This is a genomic window from Pseudomonas sp. Sample_22 (genome assembly GCF_004307635.1).
Taxonomy (GTDB): Bacteria; Pseudomonadota; Gammaproteobacteria; order Pseudomonadales; family Pseudomonadaceae; genus Aquipseudomonas.
On record NZ_RCNY01000060.1, the window covers coordinates 36,041 to 56,961 of the forward strand.

Consider the following 20,921-nt stretch of genomic DNA (forward strand, 5'->3'; position numbering starts at 1 on the left):
GCCAGCCCCGTCGATACCCTGCAAGCTCCTGAACATCACCGGCCGCAGCAGGCCAGGAGTGCCGCATCATGAGTGGTCATCGCTCGTATTTCAATCTGGGGTTTGGCGCCTGTCTGGCGGTTTCGCTGTCGGCGGTGGCGGCCGAGGCCCCAACCGTTCACGTCTACAACTGGTATGACTACATCGGCCCGAACACCCTGCATGACTTCAAGCGTGACACCGGTATCCAGCCCGTCTACGACACCTTCGACAGCGCCGAAGTGCTCGAAGGCAAACTGTTGACCAGCCGCAGTGGCTACGACGTGGTGGTGGCCAGCAACTTCAGCCTGCCAACGCTGATCAAGGCCGGTGCCCTGGCGCCGCTGCCCCGCGCTGATATGCCTGATTTCAAGAACATGGACAGCGACCTGCTGGCGAAACTGGCCCACAACGATCCGGGTAACCAGTACGCCGTGCCGTATCTGTGGGGCACCAACGGCATCGGCTACAACATCGACAAAGTGCGGGCGGTACTTGGCGACAAAGCGCCGGTGGATTCCTGGGACCTGGTGTTCAAGGAAGAAAACCTGGCCAAACTCGGCGAATGCGGCGTGGCGATGCTCGACTCGCCGTCGGAAATGCTCCCGGTCGCCCTGCACTACCTTGGCCTGCCGCCCAACAGCACCAACCCCGAGGATTACAAGAAGGCCGAAGCGCTGCTGCTTAAGCTGCGCCCGCATATCGCCTATTTCAACTCGTCGAAATTCATCAGTGATCTGTCCAACGGCAACATCTGTGTGGCGGTCGGTTGGTCCGGCGCGATGCTGGAAGCCAAGGCGACCGCCGAGCAAGCCGGCAACGGCGTGAAGATCGCCTACAGCTTGCCCAAGGAAGGCGCGCCGGTGTGGTTCGACACGCTGGTGTTGCTCAAGGACGCGCCGCATCCCCAACAAGGGTTGGCTTTCATCGATTACCTGATGCGCGCCGAGGTCATCGCCCCGGTCAGCAATCACCTCAACTACCCCAATGGCAACCGCAATGCCACGGCGCTGGTGGCTGAGGCGACCCGCAACAACCCTGCGGTCTACCCGTCAGCCGCAGCCCTGGCCACTTTGTTCACTCTGCAACCTTTGCCGCCGGCTACCGAACGGGTACGGACGCGGATCTGGAGCAAGGTCAAGAACGGTCAATAACCCACGCCCCACCTTTCCACCCGCGACTTCTGAAGATGAGAAAACCGATGAAACCACGTGCCCGCGACCTGAACATTCGATTCGGCCAACTGCAACCCGGCCCGCTCAACGCCATTACCGACGTGCCCGGTGTACGGGTCGGCCACAGCAATGTGCGAGGACGCACCGCCAAGGGTCGCGACATCCTCACCGGGGTAACCGTGATTGAACCGCGTGCCGGTTCCACCAGCCAGCAACCGTGTTTCGCCGGGGTCCATGTGCTCAATGGCAATGGCGACGCCACGGGGCTTGAATGGATCCGCGAGGCCGGTTTGCTGACCAGCCCGATCGCCTTCACCAACACCCATAGCCTGGGCGTGGTGCGCGATGCGCTGATCGCCGTGGACCGTGAGCAGCAACCGGACGACGGCAGGCTCTACTGGAACATGCCGGTGGTGCTGGAAACCTATGACGGTTTGCTCAACGACATCAACGGCTTTCACGTGAAACCCGAGCACGTCGCCGAAGCCGTGCGCAGTGCCAAGAGCGGCCCTGTGACAGAAGGCAATGTCGGCGGTGGCAGCGGCATGATCTGCCACGAATTCAAGGGGGGCATCGGCACCGCCTCGCGGCGCTTGAGCGATGCCCAGGGTGGCTGGACGGTGGGTGCCATCGTGCAGGCCAACCACGGCATCCGGCAGGAATTGCGCGTCGATGGCTACCCGGTCGGGCGCTACATGGATCAGGTCGACTCGCCGTTTCTCAAGGCCGCGTTGCCGCATCCGGGCATGGGTTCCATCGTCGTCTGCCTGGCCACCGATGCGCCGTTGCTGCCGCACCAGTGCACTCGGCTGGCGCAGCGTGCCAGCCTCGGCCTTGCCCGCACCGGCGGCGGCAATGAAGACCACAGTGGCGACATCTTCATCGCCTTCGCCACCGGCAACCTGCACGTTCCCCCGGCGGCGTACGAGCGTAAAAAAGCCGCCACCACTGATGGTCTGTGCATGGTCAACAATGACCACATCAGCGAGCTGTTCCTGGCCGCAACCGAAGCCGTGGAAGAGGCCATCATCAATGCCGTACTGGCCGCTGAAACCGCCGAAGGCAATGGTCACGCGGTGCCGGGGCTGGATGCCGAAACGTTGCTGCAAGCACTGCGTCGGGCCGGGTGGCCGGGGGACGCGACTAGTGGTACTTGAGTGAAACACTTGGTCTTTCTAGGATGAACTTACGCAGCCGCTTGTTTGCTCAACAAGCCGTTGCGTAAGCGGTGAGTGCACTGAACCCCTACAAGCTCACCGCTTGCTTCATGCGCATCTTGAGCCTCAATGGCTCTACTTCCTCCCCATCAAAGAGCTTTGAGGCTCTTTTTTTACCTCCAGAATCACCACTTTACCCTGTGGGAGCTGGCTTGCCAGCGATGGCGGTGAGTCAGTCAATGAATGTGTCGGCCGATACTCAGTCATCGCTGGCAAGCCAGCTCCCACTGTGGATCCCGGTGTGATCGGGATTTTTGACCAATAAAGATCCCCTGTAGAGCAAAGCTTGCTCGCGATGGCGATCTCAAGGACGCCATCGCTGGCAAGCCAGCTCCCACAGAGTGCTATGTCATGCCTGGAGAGCTCGATCAGACCAGGCGCAGCCGTGGACCGCTGGTCGGCACTGCGTCGTCGCCCAACCGCTCACGCACGAACGCATGGGCCTTGAACGTCAACTGATCGAGGTGCCGGTCGCGCTGTTTTTCCGCATCGACCATCGCCCGCTTGCCGTGTTTTTGCAGCAAATACGTATGAATCTGCCGCACCTCCAGCGAGCTGTAGATCGGTGCCACATCCAGCAGCGCCATCAAGCCGTCGCTGCCATGGTCACGGGTGTTCATCAGTACCTGGGTCGCGCGCACGCCTATCACCTGAAAACCCATCGCTTCGAAGTACGGCACCTTGGCCACCGCGCAGGTCAGTTCGGCGTGCGGATAACGGCCGACCATTTCCCGCAGCATCCGGCGCGCAATGCCCTGGCGCCGATGTTCGGCCTGGACCGCCATGTACGCCACGCCGCAGGCGTCGGGATCATCCTTGACCGGCAAGTACAGCAAGAAGCCGATGATCTGGTCCGGATCGTCAGGATCGGTGGCGACGATCAACTCCACATCAATGCCCTTCGCGCCGTTCAACGCTTCCAGATAAAGGTGCACCTCGTAGCCAATCGCGTACTGATAGACGTTGTACAGCAGGTTGCTCGGCGGTATCGCGACCATGCTGATGTCGGTCAGGTTGTCGACCACCATCTGCAGGATCTGGCTGTTGATGTGCTCGGGGCACGACGTTTTGAAGTGCGTGATCTGGGGCATTGCGGGGGGTGGCTCCGGGGCGGTGTGCAGCGTTCGATGCGGGCGGACATCTTAACCCGTTCCGCGCCATTTCTGGATTCATGAACTAAGCGCATGAGTCTATAGCCGAAAACCGCATAAACCTTTTTCTCGATCCGATGGTCACTCTTGTTGATGTGAACTGCAAAAGTACCGCAGTGCACTGCACTCGCAAATTACGCAAAGGAATAGACCTGATGACGATTTCCCGACGTACATTTCTGATTGTGGGTGCAGTGACGGCGGCGAGCGTGGCACTGCCGCCGTTCATTTCTGCGCAGGCATCCGCCGCCAATGCCGCGCGGCCGGTCAAAGCCTCCGTGAAGTTCTGGGTCAATGACCAACAACGCAACCTCGACCTGGACACCCGTACGACCCTGCTCGATGCCCTGCGGGAAAACCTGCAACTGACCGGCAGCAAAAAAGGCTGCGACCACGGCCAATGTGGCGCCTGCACGGTGATCGCCGATGGCCGGCGGATCAATTCGTGCCTGACATTGGCGGTCATGCACGAAGGCTCGAAGATCACCACCATCGAAGGCCTCGGCACGCCGCAAAAGCTGCACCCCATGCAAGCCGCGTTCATCAAGCACGACGGCTACCAATGCGGATACTGCACGCCGGGGCAGATCTGTTCCGCCGTCGCGGTGCTGGGAGAAATTCGTGATGGCATTCCCAGTCACGCCAGCCCCAGCCTCACCAAACCACCCCAACTGATCGCCAGTGAAATTCAGGAACGCATGAGCGGCAACATCTGTCGCTGCGGGGCGTACTCCAACATCATCGAGGCGATCACGGAAGTCGCGGAGGCCAGCGCATGAGACCCTTTACCTACTTGCGCGCCAAATCCCCGGCTCAAGCGGCGTTGCTGGCAGCCCAGGTCAGCAACGCGCGGTTCATCGCCGGTGGCACCAATCTGCTGGATCTGATGAAACTGGACATCGAAACCCCCGCGCATCTGATCGACGTCAACGATGTCGGCCTCGACCGCATCGAAGTCACGGCAGAGGGTGGCTTGCGCATCGGAGCACTGGTGAGGAACACCGATCTCGCCGCCCATCCGCGGGTGCGCGAAGATTACGGCTTGCTTGCCCGCGCCCTGCTCGCCGGCGCCTCGGGGCAACTGCGCAATGTCGCCACCACTGGCGGCAACCTGTTGCAACGCACACGCTGTCCGTACTTCTACGACACGCATCAGGCCTGCAACAAGCGCCAGCCCGGCAGCGGCTGCTCGGCCATCGACGGCTTCAGCCGGCAACTGGGCATCATTGGAGTCAGCAAGGCCTGCATCGCCACCCATCCCAGCGACATGGCCGTGGCCATGCGCGCGCTCGATGCCGAGGTCGAGACGGTGAGACCCGACGGCACTATCCGCGTCATTCCCCTGGCCGATTTGCATCGATTGCCCGGCACCACACCGAACATCGAAACCACGCTGATGGCCAATGAATTGATCACCGCTGTCACCCTGCCAGCGCCGATCGGCGGTACCCACATTTATCACAAGGTTAGGGACCGGTCGTCCTACGCGTTTGCGCTCGTTTCTGTCGGCGCGATCATCCAGAGCAACGGCAGCGGACGCGTCGCCCTGGGTGGCGTGGCGCACAAGCCGTGGCGTGTCGAGAGCGCGGAGTCGGTCATGCCCCAAGGCGCGAAAGCATTCACCGAAAAGCTGCTCGCCGGCGCCACACCCACCCACGAAAACGCCTTCAAGCTGACCCTGGTCGAGCGCACGCTCGCTGCGGTGATGGCCCAAGCGAAGGAGCACGCATGAAATTCGACACGCCCGCCACCAGCAACCCGATCGACCAGATGAAGGTCATCGGCAAAGCCACTACGCGCATCGAAGGCCCACTGAAAACCACTGGCCAGGCACCCTACGCCTACGAGCATCACACCGCCGTGCCGAATCAGGCGTATGGCGTGGTGGTCGGTTCGGCCATCGCCAAGGGCCGTATCGCCTCGATGGACCTCGAGGTTGCCCAAGCGGCGCCGGGAGTGTTGGCCATTGTCACGGCGGCCAACGCCGGCAAGCTCGGCAAAGGCAAATACAACACTGCCAAATTACTCGGTGGGCCTGAAATCGAGCACTACCACCAGGCCGTCGCGTTGGTCGTAGCGCAGACCTTTGAACAGGCCCGGGCTGCCGCCGAATTGGTCAAGGTCGACTATGTGCGAGCCAAGGGCGTGTTCGATCTTGCGGCAACCCGCGATTCGGCCAAACAGACCAAGGAAATGCCCGATACCGTGCATGGCGATTTCGAGGGGGCTTTCGCCGCCGCGCCGGTGCAACTGGACGCCACTTACACCACCCCCGATCAGGCCCACGCCATGATGGAACCGTTCGCCTCGATGGCTGCGTGGGACGGCGACAAACTGACCGTTTGGACCTCCAATCAGATGATTGACTGGTCCGTGACCGATCTGGCCACCACCCTCGGCATACCGAAAAAAAATGTACGGTTGATCTCGCCGTACATCGGCGGCGGTTTCGGCGGCAAGCTGTTTATCCGCTGCGACGCGGTGTTGGCGGCGCTCGGTGCGCGACTGGCCGGCCGGCCGGTGAAAGTCGCGCTCGCGCGGCCACTGATGTTCAACAATTCCACGCACCGCCCCGCCACCATTCAGCGCATCCGCATTGGCGCCACGGCTGACGGCAAGATCACGGCCATAGCCCACGAAGGCTGGTCCGGTGACCTGCCGGGTGGCAAGGTCGAGCGCGCTTCGCAGCCGAGTCAATTGCTGTATGCCGGGGAAAACCGCCGGGTGTCCATGCGTTTGTCGACCCTCAACCTGCCGGAGGGCAACGCCATGCGCGCACCCGGCGAAGCGCCGGGAATGATGGCGCTGGAAATCGCCATGGACGAAATGGCGGAAAAGCTCAAGATCGACCCGGTCGAATTTCGCATATTCAATGATACCCAGGTCGACCCGGTGAACACGCAACGGTCCTTCTCGCAGCGCCGCTTGATCGAATGCCTGCGTACGGGGACCGAGCGTTTCGGCTGGAGCAGTCGTCAGGCGCAGCCGGGCGCGCAACGCGAGGGCCGTTGGTTGATCGGCCAGGGCATGGCCGTCGCCTTTCGCAACAACCTGCTGGTGAAGTCCGGAGCCCGGGTTCGCCTGAATGATCAAGGCATCGTCACCGTCGAAACCGACATGACCGATATCGGCACCGGCAGCTACACGATCATTGCCCAGACCGCGGCAGAAATGATGGGTGTCACCCTCGACAAAGTGCTGGTGCGCCTCGGCGATTCGAGCTTTCCGGTGTCGGCCGGGTCCGGTGGCCAGTTCGGTGGCAACTGTTCGACGTCAGGGGTCTATGCGGCGTGCGTAAAACTTCGCGCAGCCGTTGCGCAACGCCTGGGCATGAAACAGGACGAGGCGACATTCGCCGATGGCGAAGTCAGTACCGGCGATAGACGTGTGCCGCTTCAAGAGGCCGCGCGAGGCGGAGAACTGGTGGCCGAGGATTCGATCGAATTTGCCGAGCTGAGTAAAATATTCCAGCAGTCGACGTTCGGCGCGCACTTCGTTGAAGTCGCCGTCGACAGTGCTACCGGGGAAACCCGCGTGCGGCGAATGCTCGCGGTCTGTGCCGCCGGGCGCATCCTCAATCCGACCTCGGCACGCAGCCAGGTGATCGGTGCGATGACCATGGGCGTCGGTGCGGCATTGATGGAAGAACTGGCGGTCGACAAGCGCCTGGGCTTTTTCGTCAACCATGACCTGGCCGGATACGAAGTGCCGGTGCACGCCGACATCCCGCATCAGGAAGTGATTTTCCTCGAGGAGGACGATCCGGTTTCATCGCCGATGAAAGCCAAGGGCGTGGGTGAACTGGGCATCTGCGGAGTCAGCGCAGCCATCGCCAATGCGGTGTACAACGCGACGGGGATTCGCGTCCGGGACTACCCGATCACCCTCGACAAGATGCTCGACAAACTGCCGCCGATGATATGAGCGCTGCATTTTTACAATAACGCAGCGGTCACCTTTCCTGTAGGAGCCGGCTTGCTGGCGATAGCGGCTTGACATTCAACATCTGTGTTGACTGATACACCGCCATCGCCAGCAAGCCGGCTCCTACACTCCCACAGTCAGTTGCAGCGAAGAACATCAGAAGTCGTAAGTCATCTCCACCGACGCCACCCGCTCCTGCCCGTAATAGCAACCGAACGAGTAGTTGCAGTCCGACACGTACTCGCGGTCGAAGATGTTCTGCACGTTCAGGCGAGTTTGCAAACCACGCAGGCTTGGGTCGAGTTTGCCCATGTCATAGCTGACGGTAGCGTCATAGACGACCCAGGACGGTACGTCGAACGAGTTGGCCGCATCCCCCGGCTTGCGTCCGGTGTAGCGCGCGCCGGCGCCAAAGGTCAGGCCATTGAGGGTGGCCTGGGTGAAGTGATAGTCGATCCACATCGACGCTGAAACCGGCGATTGGGCTTCGTTGCGGTGGCCTTCGTTGCCCCAGGTGTCCTTGGTGTAGAACGAGTCCATGTAGCTGACGGCGGCCAGGATATCGACGTTGTCGATGCTGGATTTGACTTCCAGCTCGACACCGCGCGAACGCATCTCTCCGCCCTGGGACATGTACTCCGGATAGTCATCATCGCCGGTCAGCACGTTCTTCTGTTTGATCTCATACACCGAAGCGGTGATCAGGGTCTTCTCGAACGGCTGGTACTTCACACCCACTTCGTATTGCTGACCCTCGGTCGGCTCGAAGGCCTTGCCGCCACGCTCAGGCGCCCCGGTGCCTATTGTCGGCAGGAACGACTCGGAATAGCTGACATAGGGCGCCAGGCCGAAATCAGTGACATAGGTCAGGCCGACACGCCCGGTGAACTTGTTGTCGCGCTTGGATTCACGGGTCGACGCCAGCAAATCCTTGTTGTCGATTTCCGCCCAGTCCTGGCGGCCACCGATGGTCAGGATCCACTGGTCCAGTTTGATCTGGTCCTGCAGATACACACCCGTCTGGCGCAAGGTGTTGTCCCATTGGGTGGTGAGCGTTGGCGTCACGCTGCTGGTGTCGTAGTTGTTCTTGCCATACAGGTTGACCGGCAACACGTTGTTGGCGTTGTAGCCGTCGTACTTGCGGGTGAAATGCCGATAGTCCACCCCCGCCAGCGTAGTGTGCTCCAAGGCACCGGTGTTGAATGTGTATTCGAGGTTGTTATCGACGGTCCAGGCGATGTTGTGCTGGTGCCAGTCGACCTTGGCGCGGTTGGCCCGGGTGTAATCGGTCACGCCGGCATCAGTGACGAAACTGCGCAGGTAAAAGCCCTTGTAGCGGTCGCGCACGTCGGTGTAACGCGCCGTGGAGCGGTATTTCAGGTCTTCGCTGAAGTTGTGGCTGAAGTCATATCCGAAGATGTACTGGTCACGTTTGTAATCGTTGAAGTCAGTGTCACCGGAGAAAAAGTCGCGATTGATTTTCTCGCCGTCAGGGCCGCGGTTGAGCGAACCGATCCGTGGCAGCGACTGATAATCGGGCACGCCGTCATCGCGCTGGACCTGCGCCAGCACCGTCAGGAAGGTGTCCTCGGTTGGCGCCCAGGTCAGGCTCGGCGCCAGCAGCATGCGTTCACTGCTGTTGTGCTCGACTTGTTCGCCACCCTTGTTAGCGACACCGATCAGGCGATAAGTGAACTGCTTCTGTTCGTCGATCGGTCCGCTGGTGTCGAAGGCACCGTTGACCCGGTCGTAGCTGCCTGCGCCCAGTTTGATCTGGCTGCGTTGCTCGGTGGTCGGACGCTTGGAGACCATGTTGATCAGCCCGCCGGGCTGGTTCTGCCCATAGAGTACCGACGACGGCCCCTTGAGCACTTCGATGCGCTCCAGGGTATAAGGATCGATCTGCGGCGCGCCGCCGAGGCTGCCGGCGTAAGGGATGTATGCGCCATCGAAGTACAGCGGCGTCGGTGCGAAACCCCGGCTGGTGATTTCATCGGCAATCGAGTTGCGGTCGGTGTAACCGCCCGTGTTCACCCCCGGCGTGTAGCGCAATGCCTGGGTCAAGTTGCGGGCGCCCTGGGCTTCGACCTGGTCGGCGGTGACCACGTTGATGGTCTGCGGGATTTCCAGAATCGGCGTGTCCGTCTTGGTGCCCGTGGCACTGCGGGTCGCGACGAAGCCGTCCACCGGGCCGTAAGCGGACTCCACCACAGCGCCGGAAATGCTGGTGGCCCCCAGTTGCAGCGCTGCGCCATCACCCACCAACGGCAATAGCGAATAGCTGCCGTTGTCGTGACGCACAGCCTGCAATTTGCTCCCGGCGAGCAACTGACGCAGCCCCGCCTCCACCGAATAACGCCCTTGCAGCCCCGCGGTGCTCTGACCATTGGCAGAGGCCGGCTCGAACGACACGGTCACCCCGGCGGTGCCGGCAAACTGGGTCAATGCCGCGCCCAGCGGACCTGGCGGGATATCGAATTCGGCTTCAGTGCTGGTTTGCGCCCACGCCGGTTGAGTCACCACCGTCATGCCCAACGGGACGACCAGCGCCATACCGAGCAATGCGACATGCACGGCGCGACTCAAGGGTCTGACAGTTGGCTCAATTGCAGAAATGCTCAATGGGGAATTGCGAGGGGTCATGCAGTTTCCTTTCGCCCGTGTGGCAGTCAATGGCAGCGTCTAAATGCGCCTCTAACTACCAAGTCGAACGAGAATCAAAATCAATAACCCCTCCGGCAAGTTTTTTCGGTTAATCACTCAGACCGGCTCCACACTGGCCCAGTAACGGCTGAACCGGCGAATGCGCACGGGCAAGGTCGACGTCAGGTTGTCCAGAATGGTATCGGTACTGGTCAGATGAAAAGCGCCAGAGATACGCAGTGCCGCCACCGCCGGATCACATCCCAAGTGGCCCGGACGATAGCGCTGCAGTTCGCGGACGAAGTCTTCCAGGCGCCAGTCATTGACGACTAGCATGTCGCGGGTCCAGGCATCGGATTGCGCGCTAGCTCGCTGCACGGCGTCGACGGCATCGCGGCGAAAGCTCACCTGCTGACCGGCGTCGACGCGTACCGCCGGGCCGGACAAAACCGCGCTGCGCACTTCGACCGCATGTTCCTGCACACTGACCAGTGTTTGCTCTGTGTCATGCCGCACGACAAAACGGGTGCCCAGTGCGCGGATGCTGCCTTCGGCGGTATGAACCACAAAAGGCCGCGCCGATGCGTCACGCGCTGTCTCGATCTGGATTTCGCCTTGCAGCAAACGGACTTCACGCAAGTGGGCGCTGTAGCGGATGTCCACGGCCGTCGCCGTGTTGAGTTGCAGCTGGCTGCCATCGTCCAGTCGCACCCGACGACGTTCACCGGTACCGGTGCGCTGGTCGGCCATCAAGGTTGGCAGCGGCGTGGTATTCCAGGCCAGTGTCCCGGCGGCGCCCGCCATCAACAGAATCGACAACACCTTGAGCACGTCCCGGCGTTTGGCCCGGGCGCTGGCCAGGGTCGGGCGAGCGACGGCGGGAGATAGCTGCCCGAGCTTGTCCTGCAATCGTGCGAGGCGCTCCCACGCCTGCACATGACGAGGATCACGCTCGAGCCAGCGCCGATGCGCTTCGCGCAAGCCATCGTCCGGCCCCTCGCCGCGTAAGTCGACATACCAGCGCGCAGCGGCTTCGAGGGTGGCGAAATCCAGCGGTTGTGCACGGGCCACGGTTCAGTCCTCGATCAGCAACAGGCAATGCGTCAGGGCGCGGACTGCGTGTTTCTTCACCGTGGTCACCGAGACATTAAGACGTCGACCGATCTCGACATAGCTCAGGCCATCGAGCTGGGCCAGCAGGAAAATCTCTCGAGTGCGCTCACCCAGACCGTCGAGCAAACGGTCGATTTCCATCAGGGTTTCGATGATCAGCGAACGGGTTTCCGGGGAAACCGCCACCGGCTCCGGGATGTTGGCCAGGGTTTCAAGATATGCCTGCTCCAGCGCCCGGCGACGGAACATGTCGATCATCAGGCTACGGGCGATGGTGCTCAGGTAGGCGCGCGGCTCGCGTAGCTCCTGGGTCTTGCGTTGGGTGAGCACACGAATGAAGGTGTCCTGGGCCAGATCTGCCGCGCTGTGGTTGCAGCCGAGCCGCTTGCGCAACCAGCCACACAACCAACTGTGGTGATCCTCATAAAGCGTATGCACGGCGTGTTGCAGCGAGTGGTCGGCGGAGGACATGAAAAAGGCCCGATACAGATTTATTTGATAATGACTCTCATTTTCTTCCAGGCCGACACGCTTTGGCAAGACCTCCCACGTTTGGTGAAACTCACCCCACTTCAGCGCTCGGGGGCAACTATCCGGAAACGAATGTAAATGTCATTGGAAACAACGCTGTCTGCCCATTCACCCGCACCGATCTTGAAGTCACTGCGTTTGAGCGTTAACTCGCCATCAAAAATGCCAACGGCACTTCCCGCTTTCAGCAGCACCGGCACTTCCACCTCCCGAGTGAGCCCCCGTAGAGTAAGTCTGCCGGTGATCAAATAACGGTTGCTGCCAAGGTCTTTGACCCGAGTCGACTCAAAGATTGCCTTCGGATAAGTCGCCGTGTCGAACCAGGCAGGCTTTGGAAGTTCAGTCCTGGCATCACTGTCATCCACTTCAATACTGTCGAGGTCAATGGTCAACTTCGCATGTGCATCCTGGGGATGAGTTGTATCGAAATCGAGGACCCCGACGAACTTGCTGAAGGTGCCATACACCCGTGACCCCATTTGGTTGTAAGTGAAACTGAGGGTACTGGCCGTGGGATTCACGTCGGTGTATTCGACTGCATAGGCGCAAGGAAACGCACCGAACAAAAGCACGGAGGCCAATGCAATAAAACGTGATGCTCGAGAGCTCATGGGACTCTCCGGTGTGCGGGTAAGCTGACAGTAGGTGGACTAAAGCAAAGAACCACCGTTTATGCCACCGCAAAAAACGGGCTACCTCATGGGCAGCCCGTTTCAGTGTGCCAGTCAAACGTTTACCACTGATAAGTCGCGCTCGCCTGCACTGTGCGTTGTGCCCCATACCAGCACCAGGAGTAGGAATAGCAGGACGCCACATACTCTTTGTTGGCAAGGTTGCTGGCGTTCAAGGCCAGGCGCAGATTGTCCTTGAGGCTGTTGAGGTGCGGGATGTCGTAGTGCAACGAAGCATCGAACAGCGTGTAGCCCGGCACCTTCAAGGTGTTGGCCGTGTCACCCCAGGATGAACCGACGTAACGGGCACCGGCGCCGACGCCGAAACCTTTGGCGACGCCATCGTGGAAGGTGTAATCAGCCCAGGCCGAAGCCGTGTGACGCGGTACGCCATAGGTCGTGGTGCCTTTGGCGGGCACGGCCGGGCCGACGGCGATGTCGGTCAACGGTGCGTAGCTGACGGTACTGTTGGACTGGGTAATCCGGTTATCCAGATAGGCGTAGGCGGCCGTGATGTCCAGGTTGTCGTTGAGGCTGGCCTTGCCTTCGAGTTCGAAACCACGGGAGCGCACTTCACCGGTCTGTTCCTGACAGCGACCGGTTCCGCAGATGTGGGTCGGGTCCGGGTCAAGTGTCGGCACGTTGCTCTGGCGCAGGTCGAAGACCGAAGCGGTGATGAAACTGTTGCTGCCCGGCGGCTGGTACTTGATGCCCACTTCGTACTGCTTGCCTTCGGTGGGTTCGAACACCGAACCGCCGTAGCCGGTGCCTGATTGCGGCTCGAACGATTCCGAGTAGCTGGCATATGGCGAGATGCCATTGTCGAACAGGTACACCACGCCCAGGCGACCGGTGAAGGCTTCGCTTTGCAGCGAGGTCTTGGTCTTGCCGTTGGTACGCAGGTTGGTGGTGCTGTTGTTATTGTCGGCCCAGTCGTAGCGACCGCCCAACAGCAACACCCATTTGTCCCACTTCAACTGCTCTTGCAGGTACAGGCCTTTTTGCTCGTTGCGTTGCGTGGCGTCAGAGGTGAACGCCGGTGTGGTGACTGGCGCACCGTACACCGGGTCAAAAATATCCAGGGTCGGCCCGGTGCCGAAACCGGACTTGGTGTGGGTGCTGGTGTTCTGGTAATCGGCGCCGAACAGCACCGTGTGCTGCACCGCGCCGGTGTCGAATCTGGCCTGCAACTGGTTGTCCACGGTCCAGGAATCGAGGTTCACATCTGTGGCAATGGTCGAGCGATTGGACGTGCGGTAATCGGCCCGCAGATTGCTGTTGTAGATGCTGCGGTAATCGCCTTCGCTTTGCAGGTAACGCAGATTCTGGCGCACGGTCCACACGTCGTTGATGTGGTGTTCGAACAGGTAGCCAAGAGAGAAATACTCCCGGTCACTCTTCTCGAAATCCTCTTCACCGTCGTAGAAATCGACGTCGATGCTGCGCCCCAACGGGCTGTGCAACACCGAGCCCCAGGCCGGCACCGAGCCGTACGAGGCGGCTTTCGGATCTTTCTGGAAGTGCCCGAGCAACGTCAGCGAAGTGTCATCGCTTGGACGCCAGGTGAAAGCCGACGACAGCGCCTGACGCTGGGTCTCAGTGTGTTCGAGCTGGCCGTCGGCCTCGTCGTACAGGCCGGCAACGCGATAGGAGTAAACGCCCTGATCATCCAGCGGGCCGGTGGTGTCGAAGGTCGTACGTTTTTTGTTGAAGGTGCCGTACTCGATGCCGATCTCGTGGAACGGCGTATCCAGCGGACGCTTGCTCACCATGTTGAGCACGCCGCTGGGGCTGGCCTGCCCATAGAGCACCGAAGAAGGACCGCGCAGCACCTCTACCCGCTCCAGATCGAAGGCATCCTTTTGCGGTGAAGCATCCCGGCTACCGGGCATGCGCAAGCCGTCCAGATAAGTGGCCGGGGAGAAGCCACGAATGGTCATCTGATCCAGACGCGAAGCCGTGGAGCCGCGGGTTTCCGGCACCACCGCAGCGGTGTAGCGCAAAATCTGATTGAGGCTCTCGGCGCCTTGCGCGCGCATTTGATCCTTGGTCACCACGGAAATCGATTGCGGTGTCTCGATCAACGCCGTGTCGGTTTTGGTCCCTGACAGCGCGCGGGTTGCGACGTAGCCTGCCACCGGGCCGGTAGGGCTTTCACTTTGCCAGGCACCGTTGATATCGGTGGCGCCCAACATCAGCGTACCGGCCACTGGCTCGGGGGTCGGCTCGATGCGATAACGCGTGGCCGACAGCGCGATGGCGCTCAGGCCGCTGCCCTGCAGCAATCGGCTAAGCGCCTGCGGCGCACTGAATTGACCGCTCAGGCCAGCGCTGGTTTTACCGCGCGTCAACGCCGGGTCGAACGCCAGCGTCAGGTCGGCTTGCTCGGCGAAACTGTTCAGCGCCTGGCCCAAATCCCCGGCCGGGATGGCGAAACTGCGCACTGCGCTGGTTGCGGTTTCGGGCGATGTTGGTTCAGCGGCGTGCAGGGGCACCGCGACAAAAGCCATCGCGACCGACAGCGCCAAGGGATGCAAGGGACGAGCAAAGCGTGACATGGAAAGTCCTGTGAAATGGGGAGCGTTACTATCCATGACGGCCATGTCGAGAAAACGGACAACGAATACGATTGATTTGCATTAAAAATGTAAGAGCGAGCCTGCTCGCGATGAGAGCCGTGTCAGCCAAAAGGATGATTGCTGACACTCCACAATCGCGAGCAGGCTCGCTCCTGCATTGATTTTGGCGAACTACAGCGGCTTGACCACCACTAACAGATCCGTGAAGTACTCCACCTTGATCGGCAGGTTGTCCGCCAATGTCGCCAGTGCCGCGTCGGTATCGTCGAGGCGGAACACCCCGGAAACGCGCATGCCCTGCAACGCTTGCGTATCGAAACGCACCAGTCCGCGACGGTAACCGGCGAGGGCCTGAAGCACCTCGCTCACCGGCCGATCGTCGACCTTGAGCAAACCGCGAGTCCAGGCATCCGGCTCAGCGTTGCCAATGGCTTGTGGTGCTTGCGCCTGCCCGTCCTTGAGCCGCGTCTGCTGCCCCGCCATGACCTTGATCGCCTCGGCACCATTGGCTTTGGCTGCGACCACCGACTCCAGAACCGTGACCACGGTGGCGCCATCGTCCGTGCGACGAACCAGGTAACGCGTACCCAGCGCGGTCGCCGTGCCTTGTTCGGTGCGCACCACGAACGGCCGTTTGGCGTCCTTGGCCACCTCCACCCACATCTCCCCGGTGAGCAACTCGACCACCCGTTGCTGGCCGTCGAATTTCACGTCCAGCGCCGAATGGCTGTTGAGTTGCACCCGGCTGCCGTCGGCCAACGCCACCTCCCGCCGTTCACCTACGTCGGTGCGCTGGTCGGCAAACCACAGGGGCCAGTTCTCCAGGCTGAACCACCCACAGAACAGCATGCTCAACAGACCGAACACCTGAGCGCCACGGGTTGTGGCTTTCGGACGCGGTTGCGCAAAGGCCTGCTTGAGTGCAACCCGCGCCGGTGCCGCCGGCAACTCATCCAGGCTCGACCACAATGCCCGCATGCGTGTGTGCGCCAGTTCGTGGCGCGGGTCGGCCTTGCACCAGGCATCGAACGCCACGCAGTCGCGATCAGTGACTGCTTCGTCGTGCAGCAACGCAAGCCAGTGCGCGGCCTCGGCGATCATTTTCTCGGTAGGTTTATCGAGGCTCGTCACGCGGGCGAATCCTCGGTGTACAAGGCGTTGTAGCAATGCACCAACACACTCGCGACGTAATTTTTCACGGTACTGGCCGACACCTTCAGTTCGATGGCGATTTCGCTGTAGGTCAGGCCGTCCAGGCGGCTAAGCAGAAAAGCTTCGCGGGTCTTGGTCGGCAACCCGGCGAGCATGGCGGAAATTTTTTCCAGCGCATCAAGCGCCGCGTGCACCGCCGCCGGATCGGGCATGCCGGCGTCTTGTGCCTGCAACGCCAACGCCTCAAGGTACGCCTGCTCGATCCGTCGGCGCCGCGCGCCATCGATCAGCAAGCGCCCCGCCATCGTCGCCAGAAAGGCCCGGGGTTCCTTGATGGACTGCGGTTCGGCAAGGGTCAGCACCCGAATGAAGGCATCGTGCGCGAGGTCCGCCGCCCGTTGCGAGCAGCCCAGTTTTTTCCGCAGCCAGCCATGCAACCATGAATGATGATTGCTGTAGAGCTCAGTGAAAGTCTGCTGACGACGCGCAAGATCGTCGCCGGCCACGGAAAAATCGCGCATACGAAAAAATTTCTCAAATAAGAAAGATTACCAATAGCGCGAACGATGACAGCAAATCTTCACCAGAGCAAGCGACGTGGTGATCAACCTTTGGCGTCAGGCGAGTCGGCCTCCTGCACCCACGCCCGTTGCAACAACTCGATGACCTCCGCGTCCGACGTCTGGGAAAAATCCACGTACCAGTGCCCAATCGATGTGAACCAGTCCGGAAACAATGGGCACACCAGTTCATCCACTTCCCTGCGCAGCGCCTCGGCCGTTTCAACCGGCGCCACCGGAACGGCCACCACAATGCGCGACGGCGCCTGCAATCGAACCGCCTGCACCGCCGCCCGCATCGAAGCGCCAGTCGCCAGGCCGTCGTCGATCAGGATCACCACCTGGTCCTTGAGTTGCACCGGCGCACGCGATCCCCGATAGACCTGTTCTCGACGCCTTAGCTCGCGGCTCTCGCGGTCGACCACGGCCTGGAAAGCAGCCCTGTCGATGGGATGAAAGTGCAGTGCTTCTTCATTGCGAATCTGAATGCCGCCACTGGCAATCGCGCCCATGGCGTACTCGGGACGGGACGGCACGCCGAGTTTGCGCACCAGCATCAAGTCGAGGCGAACACCCAGTGCCCTGGCCACTTCATAGGCCACTGGCACACCGCCACGGGGCAAGGCGAGAATGATGACATCAGGCCGATGGGCGTAATGCAGCAACGGCTCCACCAACCGCCGCCCTGCGGCTGCTCGATCCTGCAGGATGGAATGGGACAAGGGGCTCATTGGAAAACCTCCCCAGGCGATCGCGCCTGCCGGTGACTTCCCCCACCCCTGATTGTCGGTGCGATGGTGGCCGTCATCAAGACCTCCCTGCGTACCGCCGATCCCCTGCAGGCGAGCCTCCTCACGATGGGGCCAGCCCAGTCAACCGTGACGCTTGAGGGTTATTTCCCTACATGCCTGGCAAGAAAATCCCCGACCAACCGCGCAATTTCCCCGGGTTTTTCATCCAGTGCAAAATGACCGGCCTCCAGCACATGAATGTCCGCGGCCGGGAGATCCCGTCGATAGGCCTCGGTTTCGGCAACGTCAAAAGACGGATCAAACTTGCCCCACACTACCAGCGTCGGTGGTTGGTGCTCGCGTAGCCAGGCTTGCCACTTCGGATAGCTGGCCACATTGTTGCGGTAGTCATAGAACAGATCACTTTGGATATCCGCTTGTCCTGGTTGATTCAGGAAGTTGTATTCGTCGGTCCACAAATCCGGGTTGAAAACTTCTATCGCAGGATTGGCACCGACGTGCCGCTGCCGGGTGGTCGCCAACGAGAAAAAGCTCGCTCGCAACCCCGCCTCGTTCGGGGCTCGATTGGCCCAGAACTCACGCCGTTTCTGCCACAGCGGCCCGAGCCCATCCTCGTGTGCAACCGCATTCTGGATAATCAGTGCCTGCAGGCGTTCGGGATGGGCGAGCATCATTCGGAATCCAACCGGGCCGCCGTAGTCCTGCACATACAGCGCATATTTGTTCAGGCCCAGTGCTTCGGTGAAATGCTCCATAACACTGGCCAGATGATCGAAGGTATAAACAAACAACTTCGCATCCGGGGCATCGCTGTGACCAAACCCAGGATAGTCCGGCGCCACCAGGTGGTAGTGCTGCGCCAAGCGTGACAGCAGCGGGTCATACATACGCGAAGAACTGGGAAAGCCGTGCAGCAGCAACAAAGTTGGCGCATCCGGCCGCCCGGCTTCACGATAGAAAATCGACAGGTCATCAACCTTGATACTGCGGTAGGCAACCGTCATATGCTCCACCGAAGGGCTGGCCGGTTCGGCAGCGTGGGCGGCATTGGAAAGCGACAGGCCCATGGCACAACCGAGGGCCAGGGCAGGCAACCATTTGTTCATGAGAAAACTCCGATTCAAGGTGCAAAAGTGACCTGGGTAAACAGTGCCACCTCGATGTATCCACCCCGTACCGGATTTGTAATGACCTGTATTTTCACCGCCGATCTTACATAGCGATACACAAGCCCTGCCGCCCTGCTACACCAACCGTTCAATCTTCTGATGCTGCCACACCAATTTGTAATACAGCGTTTGCAACGCCAGCATCCCCAGATACGCCACCGGAAACGCCATCCAAACCCCTGGCAAGCCGAACCGCGCGTCCAGCAAATACGCCACCGGCAGTTGCACGCCCACCACGCACACAATCGAAATCGCCACCGGCACCATTACCGTGCCGCTGGCGCGCATGATGCCGCCGATGATCGCTTGGAAGCCGAACACCAACAGGCTCCAGAGCATGATGTGCAACAGGTGTTCAGCCATATTCAGCGTCGTTTCTTCGGTGAGGAACGACGCCAGCAACCAACTCGACAACACGTACCCGAGCACGATCAAGCCCCCCGTCAGGCATACATTGATCATCAATCCGGTCTTCAGAATTGGCCCGATGCGTTCGATGCGCCCTGCCCCGATCGCCTGCGCGCCAAGGATCGACGCCGTGATCGCAATCGACAGCGCCGGGAACTGCACGTAATTGACGATCTGCGTCACCGCGCCATAAGCCGCCGTCGCCTGGGAACCGTGCTGGTTCACCAGCGCCAGGATCACCAGCTCCGACAGCGACAACACCACCATCTGCAACCCGGTGGGCAAACCGATGCGCAACACCTTGCCGAGAATCCCCCAATCGAGCTTCATCGACGCAAAAAACTCGCGGTCCGGCGCCAACGGATGCCCCCGACGAATCAAGCGCCATGCCAGCCACCCCATCGCCGCCAGGTTGCCCGCCAACCCGGCAAACGCCGCACTTTGAATCCCCAGCGGCGGCAACCCCAGCCAGCCGCGAATCAACGCCGGCGTCAGCGCCAGGCCAATAACGGTCGACACCACCAGCGCCAACAACGGCGACATCGTATCGCTCACCCCGCGCAACAACTGCGTGAACAACACAAACACCAGCAGCGTCGGCATGAACCACAACATCACATGGGCATACGCCACCGCATCGTCCAGCACGTCCGCCGGCGTCCCCAACCCCAGCGAAGACCGCGCAAACACACTCCCCACCACCGCCGCCACCAAGCCGATCAACACCCCCAACATCAACGTCGCCCCGGCGATGGCCTTGACCAGATGCACCTCACGCGCGCCCCACGCCTGCCCGATCAAAACCCCCGCACCCGCGCCCAAACCAATGACCAGGGCAATAAAGAAGAACACGATGGGAAACATCCCCGACACCGCCGCCAGCGCCTGCGTGCCGAGCATCTGGCCGATGTAGATGCTGTTGACGGTGCCGGACATGGATTGCAGGAAATTCGACAGCACCATGGGCGCGAGGAAAAGCAGGTAGGTTTTCCAGAGCGGGTGCTGCGAGGCAGTGGCAGTTTGCATGGGGTGGAGGTCCATCTCGACGGCGTGAGGGCTGATGAAGGATAGCTTCGGTGAGTTATGAGCGAGGGGCAACGTACATTTTGGGGGACGTGTTTAGTTTTGTAGGGAAGTGATGTGAAAGATCCGAGAATGCGGCGACTCTGGTCCTACATGAAGTTCGGAATGCCTCACCTACCGTGCTGATCTCGTGAGGCTTATAGTCGGTGCCGTCGCCCCAAATGGCGATTCGGGTTTGGCGACCTGATCGTTCGGAATGCAAAGGCTCTGTGCTTTAATGCAGTCGCTTTTGCATGCCCGCAAAGCTGTCTTTATGGCAGCTGTGCGCGGGAGACCTTCGGGTCTGCCGGATTCCGATCCCGGTTCGCCAACCTGCGTACAGCTGTCACCCATTCGTTTGGCGACGAGTGAGGGACAGTCAACCTTTGCCTTGATCGGAGTTTCACCATGGAAAGATATATGCCCCTCACCGGACTTGACCTGATTCCGCCCTCCCTGCTCATTGATACCGAAGCCCCGCTCGACGTGCTGCAAGCCATGGCGGATTACCGCATTCGCACAGTCACTCAGGTATTGGAGAACATCGCCTTTCGCGCCGAGATTGGTTGTGACACGGTGGTGTTGTCGGACTTTTCCAAACTGCTGGCCATTCCGTTGCGCGATGGTTGTGATTTGATGGATGTGGTTGGGCGACGATTGCGGGCGCAAGCGGCGCAGTGACTGAGAACGGGCGCAAAGCGCCCGTTCTCAGGCTTGTCGGCACAATCAACTCGAACCTGATTCCGCGCGAATGGCGAAAGGAGGACAGAATTATTCAATCAATAATCCTGTCCGC

The 20,921-nt window shown here is 60.7% G+C and carries 17 protein-coding genes; 6 read left to right on the top strand and 11 right to left on the bottom strand.

Going from position 1 to position 20,921, the window contains the following annotated elements:
* Positions 1-68: 68 nt before the first annotated feature.
* Together D8U73_RS15430 and D8U73_RS15435 are read left to right on the top strand one after the other, a co-directional pair.
* On the top strand, positions 69-1,172 hold the full coding sequence (locus D8U73_RS15430) for an extracellular solute-binding protein (RefSeq protein WP_130904995.1): 1,104 nt from the start codon (positions 69-71) through the stop codon (positions 1,170-1,172).
* Between the two features lie 47 nt (positions 1,173-1,219).
* Positions 1,220-2,350 (top strand): P1 family peptidase, encoded by a 1,131-nt coding sequence (locus tag D8U73_RS15435; RefSeq protein ID WP_130904996.1) that lies wholly within the window; start codon positions 1,220-1,222, stop codon positions 2,348-2,350.
* A 428-nt stretch (positions 2,351-2,778) separates the two neighbouring features.
* On the opposite strand, the gene D8U73_RS15445 is transcribed toward D8U73_RS15435, so the two are convergent.
* Positions 2,779-3,501: a GNAT family N-acetyltransferase gene (locus D8U73_RS15445; protein WP_130904997.1), complete on the bottom strand. Its 723-nt coding sequence runs from the start codon at positions 3,499-3,501 to the stop codon at positions 2,779-2,781.
* A 215-nt stretch (positions 3,502-3,716) separates the two neighbouring features.
* Between D8U73_RS15445 and paoA the strand changes: the two genes are divergently transcribed.
* The 3 genes from paoA to paoC are packed head-to-tail and all read left to right on the top strand — an operon-like array spanning position 3,717 to position 7,485.
* The gene (paoA, locus tag D8U73_RS15450; protein ID WP_130904998.1) at positions 3,717-4,340 is read left to right on the top strand and encodes an aldehyde dehydrogenase iron-sulfur subunit PaoA; all 624 of its coding nucleotides are present in this window, start codon (positions 3,717-3,719) and stop codon (positions 4,338-4,340) included.
* Positions 4,337-5,293, top strand: a complete 957-nt coding sequence (locus D8U73_RS15455) for a xanthine dehydrogenase family protein subunit M (protein ID WP_130904999.1) — start codon at positions 4,337-4,339, stop codon at positions 5,291-5,293. The genes paoA and D8U73_RS15455 overlap by 4 nt, the downstream gene beginning before the upstream one ends.
* Positions 5,290-7,485, top strand: coding sequence for an aldehyde oxidoreductase molybdenum-binding subunit PaoC (paoC, locus tag D8U73_RS15460; RefSeq protein ID WP_130905000.1), 2,196 nt, complete (start codon positions 5,290-5,292; stop codon positions 7,483-7,485). Before D8U73_RS15455 ends, paoC begins: the two co-directional genes overlap by 4 nt.
* Before the next feature lie 156 nt (positions 7,486-7,641).
* Here paoC and D8U73_RS15465 read toward each other — a convergent pair whose 3' ends face one another.
* The 10 genes from D8U73_RS15465 to D8U73_RS15510 form a co-directional block, all read right to left on the bottom strand.
* Positions 7,642-10,128, bottom strand: a complete 2,487-nt coding sequence (locus D8U73_RS15465; RefSeq protein WP_130905001.1) for a TonB-dependent siderophore receptor — start codon at positions 10,126-10,128, stop codon at positions 7,642-7,644.
* A gap of 117 nt (positions 10,129-10,245) precedes the next feature.
* Entirely contained in the window at positions 10,246-11,199 is a 954-nt protein-coding gene (locus tag D8U73_RS15470) for a FecR domain-containing protein (RefSeq protein WP_130905002.1), read from the bottom strand.
* Positions 11,200-11,202: 3 nt separating this feature from the next.
* On the bottom strand, positions 11,203-11,712 hold the full coding sequence (locus D8U73_RS15475) for a sigma-70 family RNA polymerase sigma factor (protein ID WP_056856914.1): 510 nt from the start codon (positions 11,710-11,712) through the stop codon (positions 11,203-11,205).
* A gap of 101 nt (positions 11,713-11,813) precedes the next feature.
* Positions 11,814-12,383, bottom strand: coding sequence for a YceI family protein (locus D8U73_RS15480; protein WP_130905003.1), 570 nt, complete (start codon positions 12,381-12,383; stop codon positions 11,814-11,816).
* A gap of 122 nt (positions 12,384-12,505) precedes the next feature.
* Positions 12,506-15,001: a TonB-dependent siderophore receptor gene (locus D8U73_RS15485; protein WP_130905004.1), complete on the bottom strand. Its 2,496-nt coding sequence runs from the start codon at positions 14,999-15,001 to the stop codon at positions 12,506-12,508.
* Positions 15,002-15,193: 192 nt separating this feature from the next.
* Positions 15,194-16,153 carry a FecR family protein gene (locus D8U73_RS15490; RefSeq protein ID WP_130905005.1) on the bottom strand — a complete coding sequence of 320 codons (960 nt, stop codon included), beginning with the start codon at positions 16,151-16,153 and terminating at the stop codon, positions 15,194-15,196.
* On the bottom strand, positions 16,150-16,695 hold the full coding sequence (locus tag D8U73_RS15495; protein ID WP_056856766.1) for a sigma-70 family RNA polymerase sigma factor: 546 nt from the start codon (positions 16,693-16,695) through the stop codon (positions 16,150-16,152). The genes D8U73_RS15490 and D8U73_RS15495 overlap by 4 nt, the downstream gene beginning before the upstream one ends.
* An 83-nt stretch (positions 16,696-16,778) precedes the next feature.
* On the bottom strand, positions 16,779-17,465 hold the full coding sequence (locus D8U73_RS15500) for a phosphoribosyltransferase family protein (protein ID WP_130905006.1): 687 nt from the start codon (positions 17,463-17,465) through the stop codon (positions 16,779-16,781).
* 161 nt (positions 17,466-17,626) lie between these two features.
* A complete protein-coding gene (locus D8U73_RS15505) occupies positions 17,627-18,592 on the bottom strand; it encodes an alpha/beta hydrolase (protein WP_130905007.1) in 966 nt (321 codons plus the stop codon).
* A 138-nt stretch (positions 18,593-18,730) separates the two neighbouring features.
* Positions 18,731-20,089 (bottom strand): MATE family efflux transporter, encoded by a 1,359-nt coding sequence (locus D8U73_RS15510; RefSeq protein ID WP_130905008.1) that lies wholly within the window; start codon positions 20,087-20,089, stop codon positions 18,731-18,733.
* A 444-nt stretch (positions 20,090-20,533) separates the two neighbouring features.
* Here D8U73_RS15510 and D8U73_RS15515 point away from each other — a divergent pair, with 444 nt between their 5' ends.
* Positions 20,534-20,806: a hypothetical protein gene (locus D8U73_RS15515; protein ID WP_056856770.1), complete on the top strand. Its 273-nt coding sequence runs from the start codon at positions 20,534-20,536 to the stop codon at positions 20,804-20,806.
* The last annotated feature ends 115 nt before the right edge of the window (positions 20,807-20,921 follow it).

What these genes read in the sequence shown, in the direction of transcription:
- D8U73_RS15430 (WP_130904995.1), top strand. Translation starts at nt 69, where the DNA reads ATGAGTGGTCATCGCTCGTATTTCAATCTGGGGTTTGGCGCCTGTCTG.
- D8U73_RS15435 (WP_130904996.1), top strand. Translation starts at nt 1,220, where the DNA reads ATGAAACCACGTGCCCGCGACCTGAACATTCGATTCGGCCAACTGCAA.
- D8U73_RS15445 (WP_130904997.1), bottom strand. Translation starts at nt 3,501, where the DNA reads ATGCCCCAGATCACGCACTTCAAAACGTCGTGCCCCGAGCACATCAAC.
- paoA (WP_130904998.1), top strand. Translation starts at nt 3,717, where the DNA reads ATGACGATTTCCCGACGTACATTTCTGATTGTGGGTGCAGTGACGGCG.
- D8U73_RS15455 (WP_130904999.1), top strand. Translation starts at nt 4,337, where the DNA reads ATGAGACCCTTTACCTACTTGCGCGCCAAATCCCCGGCTCAAGCGGCG.
- paoC (WP_130905000.1), top strand. Translation starts at nt 5,290, where the DNA reads ATGAAATTCGACACGCCCGCCACCAGCAACCCGATCGACCAGATGAAG.
- D8U73_RS15465 (WP_130905001.1), bottom strand. Translation starts at nt 10,128, where the DNA reads ATGACCCCTCGCAATTCCCCATTGAGCATTTCTGCAATTGAGCCAACT.
- D8U73_RS15475 (WP_056856914.1), bottom strand. Translation starts at nt 11,712, where the DNA reads ATGTCCTCCGCCGACCACTCGCTGCAACACGCCGTGCATACGCTTTAT.
- D8U73_RS15480 (WP_130905003.1), bottom strand. Translation starts at nt 12,383, where the DNA reads ATGAGCTCTCGAGCATCACGTTTTATTGCATTGGCCTCCGTGCTTTTG.
- D8U73_RS15485 (WP_130905004.1), bottom strand. Translation starts at nt 15,001, where the DNA reads ATGTCACGCTTTGCTCGTCCCTTGCATCCCTTGGCGCTGTCGGTCGCG.
- D8U73_RS15495 (WP_056856766.1), bottom strand. Translation starts at nt 16,695, where the DNA reads ATGCGCGATTTTTCCGTGGCCGGCGACGATCTTGCGCGTCGTCAGCAG.
- D8U73_RS15500 (WP_130905006.1), bottom strand. Translation starts at nt 17,465, where the DNA reads ATGAGCCCCTTGTCCCATTCCATCCTGCAGGATCGAGCAGCCGCAGGG.
- D8U73_RS15505 (WP_130905007.1), bottom strand. Translation starts at nt 18,592, where the DNA reads ATGAACAAATGGTTGCCTGCCCTGGCCCTCGGTTGTGCCATGGGCCTG.
- D8U73_RS15510 (WP_130905008.1), bottom strand. Translation starts at nt 20,089, where the DNA reads ATGCAAACTGCCACTGCCTCGCAGCACCCGCTCTGGAAAACCTACCTG.
- D8U73_RS15515 (WP_056856770.1), top strand. Translation starts at nt 20,534, where the DNA reads ATGGAAAGATATATGCCCCTCACCGGACTTGACCTGATTCCGCCCTCC.